Source organism: Flavobacterium ustbae (assembly GCF_003946915.1).
GTDB lineage: Bacteria > Bacteroidota > Bacteroidia > Flavobacteriales > Flavobacteriaceae > Flavobacterium > Flavobacterium ustbae.
Window position 1 is genome coordinate 1 of sequence record NZ_RPOC01000030.1, and the last position, 21,240, is coordinate 21,240.

13 protein-coding genes are annotated in these 21,240 nt (G+C 34.2%); 10 read left to right on the forward strand and 3 right to left on the reverse strand.

Annotated features, from left to right (window positions below; genetic code table 11):
- Positions 1–156 precede the first annotated feature (156 nt).
- Both EG814_RS20610 and EG814_RS20615 read right to left on the reverse strand, forming a co-directional pair.
- The gene (locus tag EG814_RS20610) at positions 157–846 is read right to left on the reverse strand and encodes an SIMPL domain-containing protein (RefSeq protein WP_125723755.1); all 690 of its coding nucleotides are present in this window, start codon (positions 844–846) and stop codon (positions 157–159) included.
- Between the two features lie 51 nt (positions 847–897).
- Positions 898–1,536 (reverse strand): rhomboid family intramembrane serine protease, encoded by a 639-nt coding sequence (locus EG814_RS20615; RefSeq protein ID WP_125723756.1) that lies wholly within the window; start codon positions 1,534–1,536, stop codon positions 898–900.
- Between the two features lie 112 nt (positions 1,537–1,648).
- Here EG814_RS20615 and EG814_RS20620 point away from each other — a divergent pair, with 112 nt between their 5' ends.
- Together EG814_RS20620 and EG814_RS20625 are read left to right on the forward strand one after the other, a co-directional pair.
- Positions 1,649–2,521: a lysophospholipid acyltransferase family protein gene (locus tag EG814_RS20620; RefSeq protein WP_125723757.1), complete on the forward strand. Its 873-nt coding sequence runs from the start codon at positions 1,649–1,651 to the stop codon at positions 2,519–2,521.
- Positions 2,522–2,722: 201 nt separating this feature from the next.
- Positions 2,723–4,204: a glycosyl hydrolase gene (locus EG814_RS20625; protein ID WP_125723758.1), complete on the forward strand. Its 1,482-nt coding sequence runs from the start codon at positions 2,723–2,725 to the stop codon at positions 4,202–4,204.
- 69 nt (positions 4,205–4,273) lie between these two features.
- Here the strand turns inward: EG814_RS20625 and glmM are convergent, their stop codons facing one another.
- Complete coding sequence (gene glmM / locus EG814_RS20630; RefSeq protein WP_125723759.1) at positions 4,274–5,662, reverse strand: phosphoglucosamine mutase; 1,389 nt, start codon at positions 5,660–5,662, stop codon at positions 4,274–4,276.
- Between the two features lie 233 nt (positions 5,663–5,895).
- On the opposite strand from glmM, the gene EG814_RS20635 reads away from it, so the two are divergent.
- The 8 genes from EG814_RS20635 (at position 5,896) to EG814_RS20670 (ending at position 21,132) form a co-directional block, all read left to right on the forward strand.
- Entirely contained in the window at positions 5,896–6,480 is a 585-nt protein-coding gene (locus EG814_RS20635; RefSeq protein ID WP_125723760.1) for an acyl carrier protein phosphodiesterase, read from the forward strand.
- Positions 6,481–6,501: 21 nt separating this feature from the next.
- Positions 6,502–8,190, forward strand: coding sequence for a gamma-glutamyltransferase (gene ggt / locus EG814_RS20640; protein ID WP_125723761.1), 1,689 nt, complete (start codon positions 6,502–6,504; stop codon positions 8,188–8,190).
- A gap of 66 nt (positions 8,191–8,256) precedes the next feature.
- Positions 8,257–10,041, forward strand: a complete 1,785-nt coding sequence (locus tag EG814_RS20645) for a chloride channel protein (protein WP_125723762.1) — start codon at positions 8,257–8,259, stop codon at positions 10,039–10,041.
- Positions 10,042–10,101: 60 nt separating this feature from the next.
- Positions 10,102–11,055: a Fic family protein gene (locus tag EG814_RS20650; protein WP_125723763.1), complete on the forward strand. Its 954-nt coding sequence runs from the start codon at positions 10,102–10,104 to the stop codon at positions 11,053–11,055.
- A gap of 101 nt (positions 11,056–11,156) precedes the next feature.
- Entirely contained in the window at positions 11,157–13,988 is a 2,832-nt protein-coding gene (gene uvrA / locus EG814_RS20655) for an excinuclease ABC subunit UvrA (RefSeq protein WP_125723764.1), read from the forward strand.
- A 769-nt stretch (positions 13,989–14,757) separates the two neighbouring features.
- Positions 14,758–15,486: an LOG family protein gene (locus tag EG814_RS20660; protein WP_125723765.1), complete on the forward strand. Its 729-nt coding sequence runs from the start codon at positions 14,758–14,760 to the stop codon at positions 15,484–15,486.
- A 298-nt stretch (positions 15,487–15,784) separates the two neighbouring features.
- Positions 15,785–18,532, forward strand: coding sequence for a gluzincin family metallopeptidase (locus tag EG814_RS20665; RefSeq protein WP_125723766.1), 2,748 nt, complete (start codon positions 15,785–15,787; stop codon positions 18,530–18,532).
- A gap of 188 nt (positions 18,533–18,720) precedes the next feature.
- Positions 18,721–21,132 carry an alpha-ketoacid dehydrogenase subunit alpha/beta gene (locus EG814_RS20670; protein WP_125723767.1) on the forward strand — a complete coding sequence of 804 codons (2,412 nt, stop codon included), beginning with the start codon at positions 18,721–18,723 and terminating at the stop codon, positions 21,130–21,132.
- Positions 21,133–21,240 lie beyond the last annotated feature (108 nt).

Consider the following 21,240-nt stretch of genomic DNA (forward strand, 5'->3'; position numbering starts at 1 on the left):
GAAATTTAAAAACTTCTTTTATACATTGAAGTTTAAATTCGTAATTGTATTTAACTTTTCTTTCCATAAAAATGCCCCCAAATAGTGTCTAACTTTTTGGGGGCAGTTCATTTTAATTGGAATTTGGATTTTCTAATATTGGAATTTTAGAAAAATTTAATCTAATACAAAACTTACGCTAACATTTGCTGTAATTTCGATTTCGCCAATTGCTAATGTTTCGTTAGAAGATTCCATTGAATCTGCTGCCTTCATTCTCATTGCAGCATAAACTGGCTGTGGGTGGTAAACCTGAGAATTATCAGAGATTGTAAAAGCTTTCCCCACTTTTTGCCCTAAAACAGAAACATATTCTTCTGCTTTAGTTTTAGCGTCTTTCATCGCTAATTTTCTAGCTTCAGATTGGTATTGTGTTAGTTTAGATGATTCGAAAGAAACTCTGTCAATTCGGTTAATACCTTGCTGAACCAATCCTTCCATCAATTCATCGTATTTAGCTAAATCTTTTACAACGATTTCTACCGTTTGCGTAGCATTATAAGAAGTTTTCTTTTTCTCATAATCGTATTGTGGATTTAGAGCTACTTGTTTTGTTTTGAAATCTGCTGTCGGAATGTTCATTTTTTTGATGAATTTTAAAACAGCATCCATCTTTTCGTCGTTTTGTTTTTTAACATCTTTAGCATTATTCCCTTTTGTTTCAACAGAAGCTGAAATACAAACCTGATCAGGTGCTACTTTTACTTTTCCTTCTCCATTAACATTAATTAGAGGTACTTGTTTGATTTCTTGGCCGTAAGACATAGTCATAAACATGATTGTTAAAAATAATACTAGTTTTTTCATTTTTGTTACATTTTAATATTTGAAGAAAGCATTCCAAAAGTTATGCCAGCATTATAATTTCCCCAACTTTGCCATTCCAAAAAGTATCAAAATCGGAATCGCCAAAAGAATAACCATCATTGTATGGTCTGTTAGCAAGGATGGCATTTTGATCAAAGTAATCAGATAGCCGCCTATAGCACCTCCAAAGTGTGCCGTATGGCCAATATTGTCATTTTTTGCCTTCATTCCGTAAATGGAGTATAATAAATATACAATTCCAAAAATATAAGCAGGCATCGGAATAAAGAAAAATATTCCGAGCATCATATCGGGCTGCAATAAAATTGCCGAATATAAAACTCCAGTTACAGCGCCAGATGCTCCGACAGCTCTGTAACTGTAATCGTTTTTATGAAACAACATGGTAAGAAGGCTTCCGAAAATTAAACTTCCAAAATAAACCAAGACAAAAGAAAAATTGCCAAGCCAGCCTAAAACTACTGGAGCAAAGAAATACAGTGTCAGCATATTAAAAATTAAATGCATCATATCTACATGCAAAAAACCCGAAGATAACATTCTAATCTGTTCTCCAGAACGAATGCTGCCAACATGAAATTCGTATTTTCTAAAAAAATAAAGATCGTTAAAACCTTTGTAACTAATAACAACGTTCGCAACGATAATCGCTATTAAAATAATATTCATAAGTACTCATTATTGTGAATTGTAAATATAATCATTCTTAAAGATAAGTTAGCAAGAAAGCAAAATATCAATAGCTAATCATTTTTAATTTATCTTTGTAAAAAAAAATTACATGCAGTTTCTTGTTTATATTTTAGCCTATCCTTTACTTTGGCTTATCTCTATACTTCCTTTTCCCGTATTTTACCTTTTCTCTGATTTTGTCTATTTTCTGGTTTACAGAGTTATCGGATATCGTAAAAAGGTAGTTCGTGAGAATCTGGCACTTGCTTTACCGCATTTAAGCGATGCCGAAAGAAAAGATGTAGAAAAGAAATTCTACAAACATATGTGCGATATGTTTTTGGAGATGGTAAAAACAATGAGCATATCTCCTGAGGAAATGGAAAGAAGATTTCATGTAACCAACATTGATCTAGTGCTTGATTATGCTAAAAAAGGAAAAAGCGTGATTCTTGTAGCTTCGCATTATGCAAGTTATGAGTGGCTTTTAACCATAAATCCGAAACTTGGATTTCAGGGAGTGGCGGTTTACAAAAAACTGGCAAATCCTTACTTTGACAAATTGGTTCGAAAAATCAGATCTAAATACAATACCGAAATGATCGAAACCAGAAAAGCAATTCCGACCATGGCTCAAAATCAGCGTGACGGAGTTTTAAGCATGTACGGTTTAGCAAGCGACCAATCTCCAAAACTAGATCGAATTTTTCATTCGATGAAATTTATGGGAATCGAAGTTCCAGTACATACCGGAGCCGAAATGCTGGCAAAAAAATATGATTTGGCCGTGATTATGGTAAAAGTAAAAAAGGTAAAAAGAGGCTTTTATGAAGCAACATTTCTTTCTCTTGCCGATAATCCGAAAGAATTTAAAGATTTTGAAATTACAGAAATGTATCTGAAAGAAGTCGAAAAACAAATTCTTGAACAGCCCGAATTTTATTTATGGACGCACAAAAGATGGAAACATCGCGTTAAATAATAACTCCAATAATTGTAAAATCCCGAAAAACAGCATTTGTTTTTTCGGGATTTTTGTTTTAAAACTAATCCAAAAACCCCTTTATGGCCTTACTTCTTTAGATTTGATGTGTTTTTGTAATGATTTTTTTAAATGGATAAAAAAACGAAACAATTTAAATTTGATGTTCGCTAATTATCTAAAAAACCAAAATCATTAACCATGATTCAAAAACTATTTTTAACCATTTTATTATTTTTTGCAAACCTCTTTCTTTTTGCGCAAAGTCCAAAACGTGGAATTGCTTACGGCTATCATTCACGAGCAGATATGGCAGCACTAAAACCTGGAATTTCCTGGTGGTACAATTGGTCACCTGAACCCGATGCTGGTTTAATCGACAATTATGAATCACTGGGCGTTGAATTTGTTCCTATGGCATGGGGAAAAGTAAATGACGCAGAAGTCTCAACGTTTATTAGAAAAATAAAACCCGGAGCCAAATATCTTATTGCTTTTAATGAGCCAAATTTTAATGACGGTTCAAGGCTAACTCCTCAGGATGCTGTTAACGCTTGGGTAAATATTGAAAAAATAGCTGCCGCTAAAAATCTAGAAATAATTAGTGCATCGCCAGCTTATAATGGTTCAAACAATTATGGAGGCATTTCAGATCCTTTAGTTTGGCACAATCAGTTTTTTCAATTATGCCCAAAATGCAAAGTAGATTATATTGCTTTTCATACTTATGATAACAGCGCCGCCTCTGTTATTGGAGTTACAAACCTCTTAAAAAAATACAACAAACCTCTTTGGATTACGGAGTTTTCAAATAGAGTTACCCAAACTGCGGCTGAAAAAATAGCATTCATGAAACAAATTCTAACCAATTTTGAAAATGATCCAGACATTTTTCGCTATTCTTGGTTTTCAGGAAGAATTGATCCAAATTGGATAGAGATGAAAGAAAATCCGTTATTAGCTCCAGAAAGCGGTGTTTTACGACCTATTGGAACCGAGTATATCAATGTTCCTTATACTTCAAAAAAAATAAATGTTCCCGGAAGAATTACAGCCAATAAACATTATAGAAGAAAAGGAACCGGCTTGCAGAATACCTCAGATTCAAGCACTGGTCAAAATGTATGTTTTATTAATTCTGGAGATTGGAACGAATTTATGCTGAATGTTACAGAAGCAGGAAATTATAATATGAAATTTAGATTTGCCACTCTTAAAGAAGGTAAATTTGACATTAGTGTGAACGGTGTAAAAATTAAAACAGATGAGACTGTTCCTTTAACTGGAGGCTATCAAATTTGGACCGATAAAAATGTAAATGGAATTACACTTCCAAAAGGAGAAGTTTATTTAAAAATTGATTTCAAAACTGACGATTTAAACTTCAATTTTATTGATGTTGTATCAACAAATTTGGGCGTAGAAGATCATGATTTAGAAAAAGAGAGTTTTACAATTTATCCTAATCCTGTAAAAACACAGTCAACTCTGCATATTAAATCGAGTATAACTGAGCCTTTAACTATTAAAATAATTGATATGAAAGGTGATGTCTGTTTTTATTCAGATGATTATTTTACAAATGAAGATATTAAAATTGGAGAAAAATTGGCTAAAGGCGTTTATATTGTAAATGCTTCGTACGGAAATGTCAAAAAGTCAACTAAAATCATTAAAAACTAATATTTACCAAAAAGGCAAAAGCCTCTTTTAGTTCTAAAAGAGGCTTTTTTATTTCAAAACTGAAAATAATTAGATTCCAGCAATTACTTTAATTTCATCAATAATTCGAAGTGCCAATTGATCGGCCGCATCCTGAGAAGGTGCTTCTGTATAAATACGAATAATTGGTTCTGTGTTTGATTTTCTTAAATGAACCCATTCTGTAGCAAAATCAATTTTCACACCGTCAATTGTAGAAATATCTTCGTTTTTATATTTCTCTGTCATTTGAGTTAAAATGGCATCAACATCAATTTGCGGTGTCAATTCAATTTTGTTTTTGCTCATGTAATATTCTGGATAAGAAGCTCTCAAAGCAGAAACTGGCATTTTTTTGTTTGCCAAATGTGTTAAGAATAATGCTACTCCTACCAAACTATCTCTTCCGTAATGCAATTCAGGATAGATAATTCCTCCATTTCCTTCACCACCAATAATAGCATTGTTTTTCTTCATCAATTCTACCACATTCACCTCACCTACAGCACTTGCTTCGTAGTTTCCATTATGAGAATTCGTCACATCACGTAAAGCACGAGAAGAAGACATATTAGAAACTGTGTTTCCTGGAGTTTTGCTTAAAACATAATCAGCAACGGCTACCAAAGTATATTCTTCACCAAACATTTCTCCGTCTTCGCTAATAAAAGCCAAACGGTCAACATCTGGATCTACTACGATACCAAAATCCGCTTTTTCTTTTACAACAAGTTCAGAAATATCCGTTAAATGTTCTTTTAATGGTTCTGGATTATGAGGAAAATGTCCGTTTGGTTCGCAGTACAATTCTACTACTTCAACGCCCATTAATTTTAATATTTTAGGAATGATGATTCCTCCAGAAGAATTTACTCCATCAACAACCACTTTAAATTTAGCAGCTTTTACCGCTTCAATATCAACCAAAGGAAGATTTAAAACTTCATCAATGTGAATATCCATGTAAGCGTCATTCGAAATCACTTCTCCTAAACTATCCACATCAGAAAAGTCGAAAGCCTCAGCTTCAGCAATTTCAAGGATTTTTGCTCCGTCAGCTCCGCTTAAGAATTCTCCTTTAGCATTTAATAACTTTAAGGCATTCCATTGTTTTGGATTATGGGAAGCTGTTAAAATAATTCCGCCGTCAGCTTTTTCTAACGGAACAGCCACTTCAACAGTTGGAGTTGTAGAAAGTCCAAGATCAATAACATCAATTCCCAAACCAATTAAAGTATTCACCACTAAGTTATGAATCATTGGTCCAGAAATTCTAGCATCACGGCCAATTACAACAGTCAATTTATCTTTAGCAATATTATTTTTTAAGAAAGTTCCGTACGCCGACGCAAATTTTACAGCGTCAACAGGAGTTAGATTATCTCCCACCTTTCCTCCGATCGTTCCACGGATTCCAGAAATAGATTTTATTAAAGTCATTTGTGTGAATTATGGTTATTTTTTTACAAATATAGGAAAGTTCCTGAGGTACAAAGGCACAAAAAGGCTAAGATTTTTTTTTAAGCTTCTGAGTTCTAAGATTTCTTAGTAACTTAGTAACTTAGAAGCTAGTGCCTTTGAACCTCACATAAAAAACCATTTAAAAAAGTTTTTATACTTTTACTTAATAACTTAGAAACTTAGTCGCTAAGCATCTTAGAAACCTTTAGAAAATGAATTTCCTAGCCCACATATACCTTTCTGGAGAAAATGATCTGATTAAAATAGGAAACTTTATGGCTGACGGAATTCGTGGTAAGCAGTTTGAACATTTTCCCGAAGACGTGCAAAGAGGAATTTTACTGCATCGCTTTATAGACACTTATACCGATTCTCACGATATTTTCAGAAAAAGCACCAAACGCCTTCACGAACGATACCATCATTATGCAGGAGTTATTGTAGACATTGTTTACGATCATTTTCTTGCCAAAAACTGGTCGCAATATTCTGATGAAAAATTAGAGCTTTTTGTGAAACGTTTTTACCATTCGCTGCATGATAATTATGATATTCTAACAGAAAAAACACAGGGTTTAATGCCATACATGATTGAAAGAAACTGGCTTTTGAGTTATCGGACAACTGAAGGAATCCATAATATTTTGACCCAAATGGACAGAAGGTCTAAGAATATTTCTCAAATGCAATATGCTATTGAAGAGCTTATCCAATTTTATGATGAATTTGAAGAAGAATTTACGCTTTTCTTTGAAGAAATGAGAGAACAGGCTAAAGGAAAACTGCTATCGCTTTAAACCCATTTTAATTGAATCCACATGAAAAAAATTACTTTTTTAATAGCATTCTTATATCTAAATAGTAGCAATGCACAAGAAGCTGTTTCCAAACCAACCGGATTAGTTGTGACCAAAGCCATGGTGGTTTCTGCACGCGAAGAAGCTTCAAAAATTGGTTCTGATATTATGAAAAGAGGCGGAAATGCTTTTGATGCCATGGTCGGAACAGAACTAGCTCTTGCAGTTGCTTTTCCCTTTGCAGGAAATATTGGCGGCGGCGGATTTATGGTGTATAGAAAAGCAAATGGCGAAGTCGGTTCTTTAGATTATCGTGAAAAAGCGCCTCTTGCTGCCACAAAAGACATGTTTCTGGATAGTGAAGGAAATGTCATAAAAGGAAAAAGCACCCAAACAGCACTTGCGATTGGTGTTCCTGGAACAATTGCAGGCGTATTTGCTGTGCATAAAAAATATGGAACAATGCCTATTTCTAAAATTCTTGAACCTGTAATTGCTTTAGCAGAAAAAGGCGTTGTCGTTACACAAAAACAAGAAAAAAGTTTAAAAGATTATCACGAAAGCATTGTAAAAATTAATGGAGAAGATTCTCCAGCGTCAAAAACCTATAAAGAAAGTGATACTATAAAATATCCAGCACTTGCCAAGACTTTAAGAAGAATTCAGAAAAAAGGAAGAAACGAATTCTACAAAGGGGAAACTGCAAAAATATTAGTCCATTATCTTAAAGAAAAAGGTGGTATTATTACACTAAATGATTTGGCAAAATATGAAGCCAAGTGGAGAAAACCGCTTCAGTTTACTTATAAAGATTTAAAAATTACCTCGATGGCGCCGCCAAGCAGCGGTGGAATTTGTCTGGCTCAAATTTTAAAAATGCTCGAACCTTATGATTTAGCCAAAATGGGACATAATTCAGCAGAAGCGATTCAGGTTATAGTGGAGGCAGAAAGAAGAGCTTATGCGGATAGAAGCTATTTTTTAGGTGATCCAGATTTTGTAAAAATTCCAGTTAAAGAATTATTGGATGAAAATTATTTACGCGAAAGAATGGCGAGTTTTAATCCTGAAAAAGCCACTTTATCTACCGAAATAATAGAAGGAAAAGTAAATTATGCCGAAAGTAAAGAAACGACGCATTACTCTATTGTAGATCAATTTGGAAATGCTATTGCGGCCACAACAACTTTAAATGATGGTTACGGTTCTAAATATTACTGCGACGAATTGGGTTTCTTTTTAAATAACGAAATGGATGATTTTAGTGCTAAACCTGGATCTCCAAATATGTTTGGTTTAGTTGGCAATGAAGCCAATAGCATTGCGCCTCAAAAACGAATGTTAAGTTCTATGACGCCAACAATAGTGGAGAAAGACGGAAAACTTTTTATGGTTGTAGGAACTCCAGGAGGTTCCACAATTATCACTTCTGTTTTGCAGACTATTTTAAATGTTTATGAATATAAATTAAGTATGCAAGAAGCTGTCAATGCACCACGTTTTCATCATCAATGGCTACCCGATTTAATTACTTTTGAACCGAATACTTTCGAAACTAAAACCATAGACAGCCTTAAAGCTAAAAGTTATATCATCAACGAAAAGCCAACTCCAATTATTGGAAAAGTAGATGCTATTTTGGTTTTACCAGATAAAAAGTTAGAAGCAGGAGCCGATTTTAGAGGAGATGACGCTTCAGTTGGATTTTAATCGTCTATAGTTTTTATTATCTAAGATTATACCCTAATTTTGTAAAACAGATAATTTTAAGACATAATGATAAGAAAATATTTCAGAAGACTAGAAAGTATAATTGCTTTGGCACAATCGTTAATGACTCCAAAACAATTCCTTTTTTTATCTAGTGTTTTAACCGGAATATCATGTGCCTTTGCAGTAATTGTTCTTAAAGCATTCGCACACAGTGTTTTTTCTTTCGCCACATACATTAACGGAATACTGAAATTGAGTTTCATTAATAGTATTCTGCCTATTGTTGGTATTTTATTAACGGTTTTAATTGTCAAGAAAGTCCTTAACGGCACTATTCAAAAAGGAACTTCACAAATTCTTTATGCCGTTGCTAAAAAAGCAAGTATTATTCCCAAAAAGCAGATGTACGCTCAGATTGTTACCAGTTCCTTGACTGTTGGTTTAGGTGGTTCTGCAGGTTTAGAGAGTCCGATTGTGATAACGGGAGCTGCTTTTGGTTCCAATTTTGCCCAAAACTATAAACTGCAATATAAAGACAGAACTTTATTAATTGGCTGCGGAGTTGCTGCGGGAATCGCAGCAGCGTTTAACGCTCCAATTGCAGGAGTGCTTTTTGCCGTAGAAGTTTTATTGGTAGATGTTAGTATTTCTGCCTTTACTCCTATTATGATTTCTGCTGCTACAGGCGCTTTGGTTTCGGCCATTGTTTTAGACGAAAGCATTCTTTTAAGCTTTAAAAAACAGGAAGCTTTTGATTTTCATAATATTCCTTTCTATGTTCTTTTAGGAGTTCTTACCGGAATGGCAGCCATTTATTATTCGAGAAACTTTCAGAAAGTGGAGCATTATTTTGCCAAACAGCAGATTAATCCATACAAAAAAGCCTTAATTGGTTCTTCCCTCTTAGCTTTACTGATCTTTATTTTTCCAACCTTATTTGGTGAAGGTTACGAAAGTATCAGAACGCTTTCTGAGGCAGATCCAGGAAAAATATTAGACAATACCTTATTTGCAGATTTTAGAAATAATCAATGGGTTTTACTTTTATTTGTGGGAGCCACTATGATGGTAAAAGTTTTCGCTTCTGGATTAACGCTTGGAAGTGGTGGAAACGGAGGTAACTTTGCTCCTTCTCTATTCTTGGGTTCTTATTTAGGTTATTTCTTTTCTAAATTAGTAACATTAGTTGGCTTATCTAAACTTCCAATTACCAATTTTACCATGGTTGGAATGGCCGGAATCTTGAGTGGTTTATTTCATGCTCCATTGACGGCTATTTTCTTAATTGCAGAAATTACTGGAGGTTACGGATTAATGATTCCGCTTATGATTGTTTCTTCGATCAGTTTTGCTATTTCTAAACGTTACGAAAAATATTCGCTTGACGTAAAAGGATTGGTTAAAAAAGGACATGCTTTTACGAGCAATAAAGACTCTAATATTCTATCAACTTTAGATATTGATGCCATCATTCAATGCGATTATTTAACTGTTCATCCAGATGAAAATTTAAGCAAATTAGTCGATCTTATTTCACATTCTAATCAGGTTGTTTTTGCTGTTGTCAATAACGATAAAGATCTAGTTGGGGTGGTTCATTTTAACGACATTCGAGAAATTATTTTCAATTCTTATCGCGTAAAATACACATTTATTAGAGATGTAATGAAAGCGCCGTTAGCCACAATTTCTACACTTGACAGCATGGAAATTGTAATGCGTAAGTTTGAAACTTCAAAATCGGCTTTTCTTCCCGTATTAAGAGACGGAAAATATCACGGTTTCATTTCCAAATCAATAGCGCTTGAAGCATACAGAACAAAACTACGTTCTATGACCATTGAATAAGCTTAATATCGGATAAGTTAAAAATTTTACTTATCCGATATTAAGATGTAATTTTGTGGCATGTGGAATATCGATTTAACATACCGCTCAGAATTTGAATCAACCTTTGAAAGATTGTATCAAAAAAGGCAGGATTTGCAAAATAGCAGACCACTGCCTAATATTGCTTTGAATAAAATTCGCGAAAGCCTTTCTTTAGAATGGACTTATAATTCTAATAGTATCGAAGGAAATACCATGAGTTTAAGAGAAACTCAAATGGTTATTCAAGAAGGAATTACAATTAAAGGAAAATCACTTAGAGAACATTTTGAAACACACAATCACGATAAAGCTATTGATTATTTGTACTCGATTGTAAGCGATGATTACAAACTAAGAAGCATTGATATTCTATCTATCCATGGTTTGGTTTTACGCTCTATAGAAGATGATTTTGCAGGACGCATTAGAAATGGTGGCGTTAGAATTTCCGGGGCTAATTTCATGCCTCCAAACGCAAATAAAGTTTCTGACTATCTGGATGAATTGATTGATTTTATCAACACAAATCCTTTAGGTTTAAACGATATTGAACTCGCAACGATTTATCACCACAAATTAGTTTGGATTCATCCTTTTTTTGATGGAAATGGCCGAACCGTGCGTTTAAGTATGAATTTGCTATTAATGCGTTGTGGATTTCCGCCAGCAATTATTCTTAAAAACGATCGTAAAAAATATTACGAAGCCCTTAATCAAGCCAACAAAGGCAATTATCAAAAACTAATTCTTTTGATGTGTCAGGCTTTGGAGCGTACGCTCAATATTTACTTAAATTCTATGCCTGGAAGCAGTTATGACTTTCAGCCGATAATAAATATTGTGAGCGAACCTGAAAGCCCTTATGGTCAGGAATATATTAGTCTCCTTGCTCGAACAGGTAAAATTGATGCTTACAAAGAAGGACGAACTTGGTATACCTCAAAAGAAGCCATCGAAGAATATATGGCTACAAGAAAAAGAAAACGCTGATTTAAAATCAGCGTTTTTTGTTACTATTTGTAACATAAACTTTTGCTATCGAGCACAAAAAGAATAAATCAAAGTGGTAACTTTGCGTTTTGCTCAAAATTATGTTAGACAAAGACAATACTATTGAAGTTCTTGGCGCAAGAGTTCATAATCTAAAAAATATCGATATATCTATTCCGCGTGAAAAGCTGGTTGTAATTACCGGTTTATCAGGTTCTGGAAAATCATCTTTGGCATTTGATACTATTTATGCTGAAGGTCAGCGCCGTTACGTAGAAACATTCTCGGCTTATGCCAGACAATTTCTCGGAGGATTAGAGCGTCCTGATGTTGATAAAATCGACGGACTTTCTCCTGTAATTGCGATTGAACAAAAAACGACGAGTAAGAGTCCGCGTTCTACAGTTGGGACTATTACCGAAATTTACGATTTCTTAAGGCTTTTGTACGCTCGTGGTGCAGATGCATACAGTTATAATACAGGCGAAAAAATGGTTTCGTATTCTGATGAGCAAATTAAAGATTTGATTATTCAGGATTACAACGGAAAACGTATTAATATTTTGGCTCCGGTTATTAAAGCCAGAAAAGGACATTACGCCGAATTGTTCCAGCAGATCACCAAACAAGGATTTTTGAAAGTCCGTGTAAACGGAGATGTTCAAGACTTGGTAGCAGGAATGAAATTGGATCGTTATAAAACCCACGATATCGAGATTGTGGTAGATCGAATGGTGATCGAAGATAATCCTGATACTCAAAAAAGATTGGCAGAAAGCATTAATACAGCGATGCATCACGGTGAAGATGTATTAATGATTTTGGATCAGGATTCTAATGAGGTACGTTATTTCAGTAGAAATTTAATGTGTCCTTCAACAGGAATATCCTACCAGAATCCAGAGCCAAATTTATTTTCGTTTAACTCTCCAAAAGGAGCTTGTCCGCATTGCAACGGATTGGGAACGGTACACGAAATCAATGTTAAGAAGATTATTCCGAATCCAAAATTATCTATTAAAGCTGGAGGTTTTGCGCCTCTTGGCGAATATAAATCTTCATGGATTTTTAAACAATTAGAAACCATTGGAGAAAAATTTGGATTTAAAATAACCGATGCAATCGAGAAAATTCCTGAGGATGCCATGACCATGATTTTGTATGGCGGAAAAGACAAATTTTCTATCAATTCTAAAGATCTTGGCGTTACAAGAGAATATAAAATTGACTTTGAAGGAATTTCTAATTTCATCAAAAATCAATATAACGAAAGCGCTACAACCTCTATAAAACGTTGGGCAAAAGATTTCATGGACGAAATTCCATGCCCGGTTTGCGAAGGTTCTCGTCTTAAAAAAGAAGCTTTATTTTTTAGAGTAAATGGAAAAAATATCACCGAATTGTGTGATATGGATATTTCAGACTTAACGGCTTGGTTTCAAGATTTAAATACTCATTTAACTGATAAACAGCTTTTAATTGCTTCAGAAGTTGTCAAAGAAATCAAAGACCGCTTGAACTTCCTGATGAATGTTGGTTTGAATTATTTGGCTTTGAGCCGAAGTTCAAAATCGCTTTCTGGCGGTGAGGCACAGCGTATACGTTTGGCAACTCAAATTGGTTCGCAATTGGTAGGAGTTTTATATATTTTGGATGAGCCGAGTATTGGTTTGCACCAAAGAGATAACGAAAAACTGATTCTGTCTCTGGAGCAATTGCGCGATATCGGAAACTCGGTTATTGTTGTAGAACACGATAAAGACATGATCGAAACGGCAGATTATGTAATTGATATTGGTCCAAAAGCTGGAAAATATGGAGGAGAAATCATCAGTATTGGTACTCCTAAAGAGACTTTAAAATCAAATACGATTACAGCTCAATATCTGAATGGTAAAATGAAATTTGACATTCCAAAAGAAAGAAGAAAAGGAAACGGCAAATTCTTAAAACTTACTGGAGCTACGGGAAATAACTTAAAAAATGTTTCGATTGAAATTCCGCTTGGGCAAATGACATGTGTTACGGGAGTTTCTGGAAGCGGAAAATCGACTTTGATTAATGAAACGCTTTACCCGATTCTAAATGCGTATTATTTCAACGGAGTCAAAAAACCACAGCCTTATAAAAAGATTGAAGGTTTAGAACATATTGACAAAGTAATCGATATTGACCAAAGTCCAATTGGAAGAACGCCGCGTTCGAATCCAGCGACTTATACAGAAGTTTTTACAGAAATTAGAAACCTGTTTACAATGACTTCTGAAAGTATGATTCGTGGTTATAAAGCAGGTCGTTTTAGCTTCAACGTAAAAGGCGGAAGATGCGAAACTTGTGAAGGTTCTGGTGTAAGAACGATTGAAATGAACTTTCTTCCAGACGTTTATGTAGAATGCGAAACGTGTCAAGGAAAACGTTTCAATAGAGAAACTTTAGAGATTAGATACAAAGGAAAGTCTATTTCAGATGTTTTGGATATGACGGTTGATGAAGCGGTTCCATTTTTTGAAAACATTCCAAAAATCTACAGAAAAATTAAAACGATTCAGGATGTTGGTTTAGGCTATATTACATTGGGTCAGCAAAGCACAACGTTATCTGGCGGTGAAGCACAGCGCATTAAACTGGCAGGAGAACTATCTAAAAAAGATACCGGAAATACATTTTATATTCTAGACGAACCAACTACAGGATTACACTTCGAAGACATTCGTGTTTTAATGGAAGTAATCAATAAATTGGTTGATAAAGGAAATACGATTCTTGTAATCGAGCATAATATGGACGTAATTAAACTTGCGGATTACATTATCGATATCGGTCCTGAAGGCGGAAAAGGCGGCGGACAGCTTGTCGCCAAAGGAACTCCTGAAGAAGTGGCTAAGAATAAAAAAAGCTATACAGCTAAGTTTTTGAAAAAAGAGTTGGAGTAATAAAACATTTTTGGCAAGTTTAAAACTTTGCAAAAGATTATAAACCACGCTTATAATATTGGCCGAACCTACGGTTCTTTTGATTATGTGCAATTCCGTTTCGACGGATTAAAATCCGTCGCTACAAAATTTGTCAAGCCTACGGCTTTTTAAATGTTATTGAATCGAAGTACACTGATTTTATTCGTTAAAAACAGAATCAACAATAAAAAAGTTTCGTAGAAACAATTTGTATTGTAGCATCGGACTTTAATCCGTTGAAACAGAAACAGTGATAAAAAAGTTTCGTAGAAACGATTCATATTGTAGCAACGGATTTTAATCCGTTGAAAATATAGCGTACCAAACAAGGAGTTCCGTAGGAACGAAACATATTTATTTACAAAACCACATAAGATTAACATCCTGATACTGAATCAAAAACCTCAAATTGACCATTATCTCAAGATTACTTTTAGATTATAATTTGTGTTTTCTGTAACAATTCTAGAAAAAAGCGTTAATTTAGTATCCGCTTTTTCTGAAAAATTCCATGATTTAAGGAAAAAATCTTTCAATTAAACCTATTGTTTATTTGAAACCAACTGCCCTAGCCCTGATGGGAACGGCATCTCCCGATTAACAAAAACTACGGCTAAAAAGCCTTGTTTTTCTAAATCGGGAATATAGCGGACAGCAGGATACGAGCGATAGTGAACTGACGAAATAAATAGCTCCTTCATAAAATCCGCAAAAAACATAAATAAAATAATAAATTAAAATACCTAAAATGAGATTAGAAGATTTTGATAATGACGATGATAAAGTAATTCAGGACCGTTTAAAACAAAAAACGTGGAATGAAATTAGAACCAATGATAGCTGGGCGATTTTTAAAATTATGTCTGAGTTTGTAAATGGTTACGAAGCAATGGGACGTATTGGCCCATGTGTTTCGATTTTTGGATCTGCGAGAACAAAACCAGATGATAAGTACTATTTATTGGCTGAAAAAATCGCTTTTAAAATTAGTAAAGCGGGTTACGGTGTGATTACAGGAGGTGGTCCCGGAATTATGGAAGCTGGAAATAAAGGCGCACATTTAGGAGGAGGAATTTCGGTTGGTTTAAATATCGAGCTTCCGTTTGAGCAGCATTTCAATCCTTATATTGATCACGATAAAAACTTGAATTTTGACTATTTCTTTGTTAGAAAAGTAATGTTTGTTAAATACTCACAAGGTTTTGTGGTTATGCCTGGAGGATTTGGAACTCTAGACGAAATGTTTGAAGCAATCACTTTGATTCAGACTAAGAAAATTGGAAAATTCCCAATTATTCTAGTTGGAGTTGAATTCTGGTCTGGATTAATTGACTGGGTTAAAACGGTTTTGGTTGAAAAAATGCAAACCGTAAGTCCAGGCGATTTAGATCTGTTTAAAATCGTTGACACAGAAGATGAAGTTGTTGACGTTTTGGATAAATTCTATAAAAAATACGATTTAAGTCCGAATTTCTAAAAATTCAGAACCATATAAGTGATATAAGTAAATTGAAGTTAAATATTTCCAAAGCTTATTTATATGAATTTATATCACTTATATGTCAAAATAACAATTAGTATTGTAAAAATTGAAAGCTGTTTTTTAAACAGCTTTTTTTATACTATTTTTACAAAAATCCGAAATCGTAATATATTCGTAACTTACTATATCTGATAATTTTTTAAGCCATTATTTGAAAGCACTTTATAAAATTATTTGCCTATTTTTAGCTTTATCTTTTTCGATAAAACTAACCGCGCAACATCTCACAAAGATGGAAGTGGCGATAAATCTTGAGCTTAAGACATTAAATGTTAAACAGGACATTACGTATCATAATACTTCAAATGATACTTTGGCTTCGATTGTTTTAAATGATTGGAACAATGCTTTTGCAGATAAAAACACACCGCTGGCGAAACGTTTTTCGGATGAATTCTACCGAGGCTTCCATTTAGCAAAAGCTGCTGACAGAGGAAAAACCACTATTCTAAACTTAAGCGAAACTAATTTTTCGGCTTTGGAATGGGAAAGAAGTGCTGAGGATCCTGATTATATTACGGTTCGACTGAATCGTAAACTGCTTCCGAACGAGAAAATAGATTTGCATCTTAATTATATTGCCAAAATACCAAACGACAAATTCACTCGTTTTGGTTTTGATTCAGATGGCGGTATGGCATTAAAAAACTGGTTTATAAGTCCTGCGCGTTTTGAAAACGGTCTTTTTGTTAAATACAACAACTACAATCTGGATGATATTGCAAACGCAGTGAGCGATTACGAAGTTGAAATTAAAATTCCGAACCAATATTCTATTACGACCGATTTAAACTCGGTTTCCAAAAATATCACCAACCAAAATTATAACGTTTACACTTTTTCAGGAAAAAACAGAACTGATTTTAGCCTTTATATCGAAAGACAAAACAGTTTTAGAACCTACGATAATGGAGTTTTACAGGTTGAAACCAATTTAAAGAACAAAAAAATAGACGAAATTCAGAAAGCCATAATTATCAACCGTGTGGTTTCTTATGCGGCGAAATATATTGGCAATTATCCGCACGAAAAAATTACCGTCTCTCAGATTGATTACGATCGAAATCCGTTTTACGGTTTAAATCAGCTGCCTTCGTTTATTAGTCCATTTGAAGATGACTTTATCTTTGAGATTCAATTTTTAAAAACTTTTTTAAATAATTATCTCAAAAACAGTCTTCGTTTAGACCCTAGAAAAGACAATTGGGTTTACGATGCTATTCAGATTTATTCGATGATGAAATACATGGAAGAGCATCATCAGGATGAAAAAATGCTGGGAAAACTTTCAGACATGAAACTCTTTAAAAGTTATAATATTACCAACCTAACCTTTAATGAACAGTACAGCTATTATTATATGTTAATGGCTCGTAAAAATTTGGATCAGCCCATCGGAGATCCTAAAAACACGCTAATCAAATTTAACGAACAAATTGCCAGTAAATACCGTGCAGGCTTAAGCTTGAGCTATTTAGATGATTATCTTAATCATGATATTGTTCCGAGTAGTGTAAAAGAGTTTTACAACCTAAATCAAATTGGGCAATCTAATCGCTATGATTTCGAAAAAATCCTAATTCAAAAAAGTCCAAAAGATATTGACTGGTTCTTTAAAACCATTATCGATTCGAGAGATATTATCGATTATAAATTTTCTGATGTTTCTAGAACAGCAGATAGCATAACATTCTCTGTTAAAAATAAAACGGGCATCTACGCTCCTATTCCGATTTACGGAATGAAGAAAAAAGAGGTTATTTTTAAAGAATGGATTGAACCCAAAACAGAAGATTCGGTTTATACCTTCAGTCGAAAAAATGCAGACAAAATTGTAATCAATTACGATAATGAAGTTCCAGAATACAATCAGAGAAACAATTGGAAATCGCTAAAACATGTGGCACTTAATCGTCCTTTAAAATTTAATTTTGCCAAAGATTTAGAAGATCCAGACTATAATCAAATACTGTATCTTCCAACGCTTAGTTACAATTACTATGACGGTATTACACCTGGAGTGCGTTTTAGCAATAAAACCATATTAGACAAACCTTTTAATTTTGACATTAATCCGGCTTATTCTATAAAAGCAGGTACGCTTTCTGGATCATCTGCTTTTTCATGGAATCAGTATTATAGAAACAGCACCTTATTTAATGCTCGTTATTCTATCAGTCAGAATTATTTTCATTATGCTCCAGATGCGACATATTTGAGATTAAATCCGATGGTCCAATTTCGCATTCGCGAAAAAGATTTCCGAGATAATAGGAGGCAAATGTTTTTATTCCGTCAGGTTATCGTAAATCGTGAAGCGAGCAGTTATATAACCGACAATTCAGAACCTAATTATTCTGTTTTCAACGCTCGTTATTCTAACACAAAAACAGAATTAATTAACCACTTTAGTTTTATGACCGATTTGCAGTTTTCGGGCGGATTCGGAAAAGTTTCTGGAGAAGTCGAATACAGAAGGTTATTTGAAAACAACAAAAAGTTAAATTTAAGATTATACGTTGGAAGTTTCTTATACAACACAACAAATTCAGATTATTTTAGTTTTGGTTTAGACCGTCCGACAGATTATTTATTTGATTATAATTTGTTTGGAAGATCAGAAAGCACTGGTTTTTTTAGCCAGCAGTATGTTATTGCAGAAGGAGGATTCAAATCGCAGCTAGAGCCATCTTACGCCAACCAATGGATGACGACTTTAAACGCCAGTTATGCCGTATGGAACTGGGTGGAACTTTATGGCGATATTGGCTTCTTGAAAAACAAACACCAAACCGAGTTCTTTGCTTATGACACTGGAGTACGTTTCAACCTGGTTCCAGACTACTTTGAACTCTATTTTCCTGTTTATTCTAATAATGGATGGGAAATATCACAACCTAGATACAATGAAAAAATACGATTTATAATCACTTTCTCGCCAAAAACATTACTTACTCTTTTTACCCGAAAATGGTTTTAATCAAATAAAAATTAAACAAAAACTTGCGAAATTATCAATAATATTAAATTTTACATAAAAATTACATAAATAAAATACGTAGTTTTTGAATTTGGATACAAATAATTAAATTATATTTAGTTCAAAGAATTATGATTATTGATTGTTTTTAAGTAATTTCGCGACATAAACAATGATCCTTCAAGATGATGATAAAAGAAAAAAACAATACTACACTGACATTTGAAGATTTCAAAACTGAGGTATTGAATGACTATAGAATTGCTGTAACAAGCCGTGAATGTAGTCTTTTAGGTCGAAAAGAAGTATTAACAGGAAAGGCTAAATTTGGAATTTTTGGCGACGGAAAAGAAGTTCCGCAGCTGGCAATGGCAAAAGCTTTTAAAAACGGAGATTTCCGATCTGGATACTATCGCGATCAAACTTTTATGATGGCAATAGGTGAATTGGATGCCAAGCAGTTTTTTGCCGGTTTATATGGTCATACCGATTTAGCTTTTGATCCGATGTCTGCGGGAAGACAAATGGGCGGACACTTTGTAACGCACAGTTTGTACGAAGACGGTTCTTGGAAAGACTTAACGAAACAAAAAAATTCAAGTTCAGATATCTCTCCAACTGCAGGGCAAATGCCTAGACTATTAGGTTTAGCTCAAGCTTCTAAAATATACAGAAATGTTGACGGAATTACTATTAAAGATAAATTTTCTGTAGACGGAAATGAAGTAGCTTGGGGAACAATCGGTAACGCAAGTACTTCTGAAGGTTTGTTTTTTGAAACCATAAACGCTGCAGGAGTTCTGCAAGTGCCAATGGTAATGAGCGTTTGGGATGACGAATACGGAATCTCTGTTCATGCTAAACATCAAACTACTAAAGAAAATATTTCTGAAATTTTAAAAGGATATCAGCGTGATGAAGATTCTAAAGGTTATGAAATCTTTAGAGTAAAAGGATGGGATTATGCCGAATTGGTTTCGACTTACGAAAGAGCCGGAGCAATTGCACGAGAAGAGCATATACCTGTTTTGATTCACGTAAACGAATTGACTCAGCCGCAAGGACACTCTACTTCTGGTTCTCACGAACGTTACAAAAGCGCAGAAAGATTGGCTTGGGAAAGAGATTTTGACTGTATCCGCCAGATGCGTTTATGGATGATTGCCATTAATATTGCTTCTCCAGAAGAATTGGCAGAACTTGATTTTCAATTGAAAAAAGAAGTTCTCGAAGCTAAAAAACAGGCTTGGAATGACTTTATTAATCCAATTATTGAAGATCAAAAGAATCTTTTACAATTGTTAGAGCAGATTGCTGAAGCAAGCATCAATCATAAAGAAAGAATTAAAAAATTAATTTCCGAATTAGCTGCGATTAAAGCGCCTTTAAAAAAGGAAATTTTAGTTTACGCTAGAAAGATTCTTCGCTTTATTGAAGTTCCAAACAGTAAAGCCCTTTTATCAAATTGGATTACTGATTTCATGAAGGAAACTCAAGAAAAGTTCAGCAGTAATCTTCATTCTGAGTCTGATCAAAATATATTTTCTGTACAAAAGGTTCTTCCAGAATATGCAGAAAATGCAAAACCGGATTTGGACGGTAGAATGATTTTACGCGATAATTTTGACGCTTTATTTGCAAAATATCCAGAAACTTTAATTTTTGGCGAAGATGTTGGAAACATTGGTGACGTAAATCAAGGTTTGGAAGGCATGCAGGAAAAATACGGAGAACTTCGTGTTGCCGATGTCGGAATTCGCGAAGCTACTATAATTGGTCAGGGAATTGGAATGGCTTTGAGAGGTTTACGACCAATTGCTGAAATTCAGTATTTAGATTATTTATTGTACGCTATTCAGATCATGAGTGACGATTTAGCTACTTTACAATATAGAACAGTTGGAAAACAAAAAGCTCCGTTAATTATTAGAACTCGTGGACACCGTTTGGAAGGAATCTGGCATTCTGGTTCTCCAATGGGAATGATTATCAACGCGATTCGCGGAATTCATGTTTTGGTTCCGAGAGATATGACACAAGCTGCAGGTTTTTATAACACTTTGTTAGAATGTGACGAACCTGCTTTGGTTATCGAATGTTTGAACGGATACCGTTTAAAAGAAAAAACGCCTTTGAATTTTGGTGAATTTAAAACGCCAATTGGTGTTGTAGAAACTTTAAGAGAAGGTTCTGATATTACTTTAGTTTCTTACGGATCAACTTTAAGATTGGTTATGCAAGTCGCTAACGAATTGGCTGAAAAAGGAATTGAATGCGAGGTTATTGATGTTCAATCATTACTTCCGTTTGACGTTAGCAAAGACATTGTAAAAAGTGTTGCCAAAACTAATCGCCTTTTAATAATCGACGAAGATGTACCAGGCGGTGCTTCGGCTTATATTTTACAGCAAATTTTAGAAGAGCAAGACGCTTACAAATATTTAGACAGCAAACCGCAAACTCTAGCAGCAAAAGCACATAGACCTGCTTACGGGACTGATGGCGATTATTTCTCTAAACCTTCTGCAGAAGATATCTACGAGAAAGTTTATGCTATGATGCATGAGGTTAATCCTGCTAAGTTTCCTAGTTTGTATTAATTTTAGATTTTAGATTTTAGATTTTAGATTTTAGATTTTAGATTTTAGATTTTAGATTTTAGATTTTAGATTTTAGATTTTAGATTTTAGATTTTAGATTTTAGATTT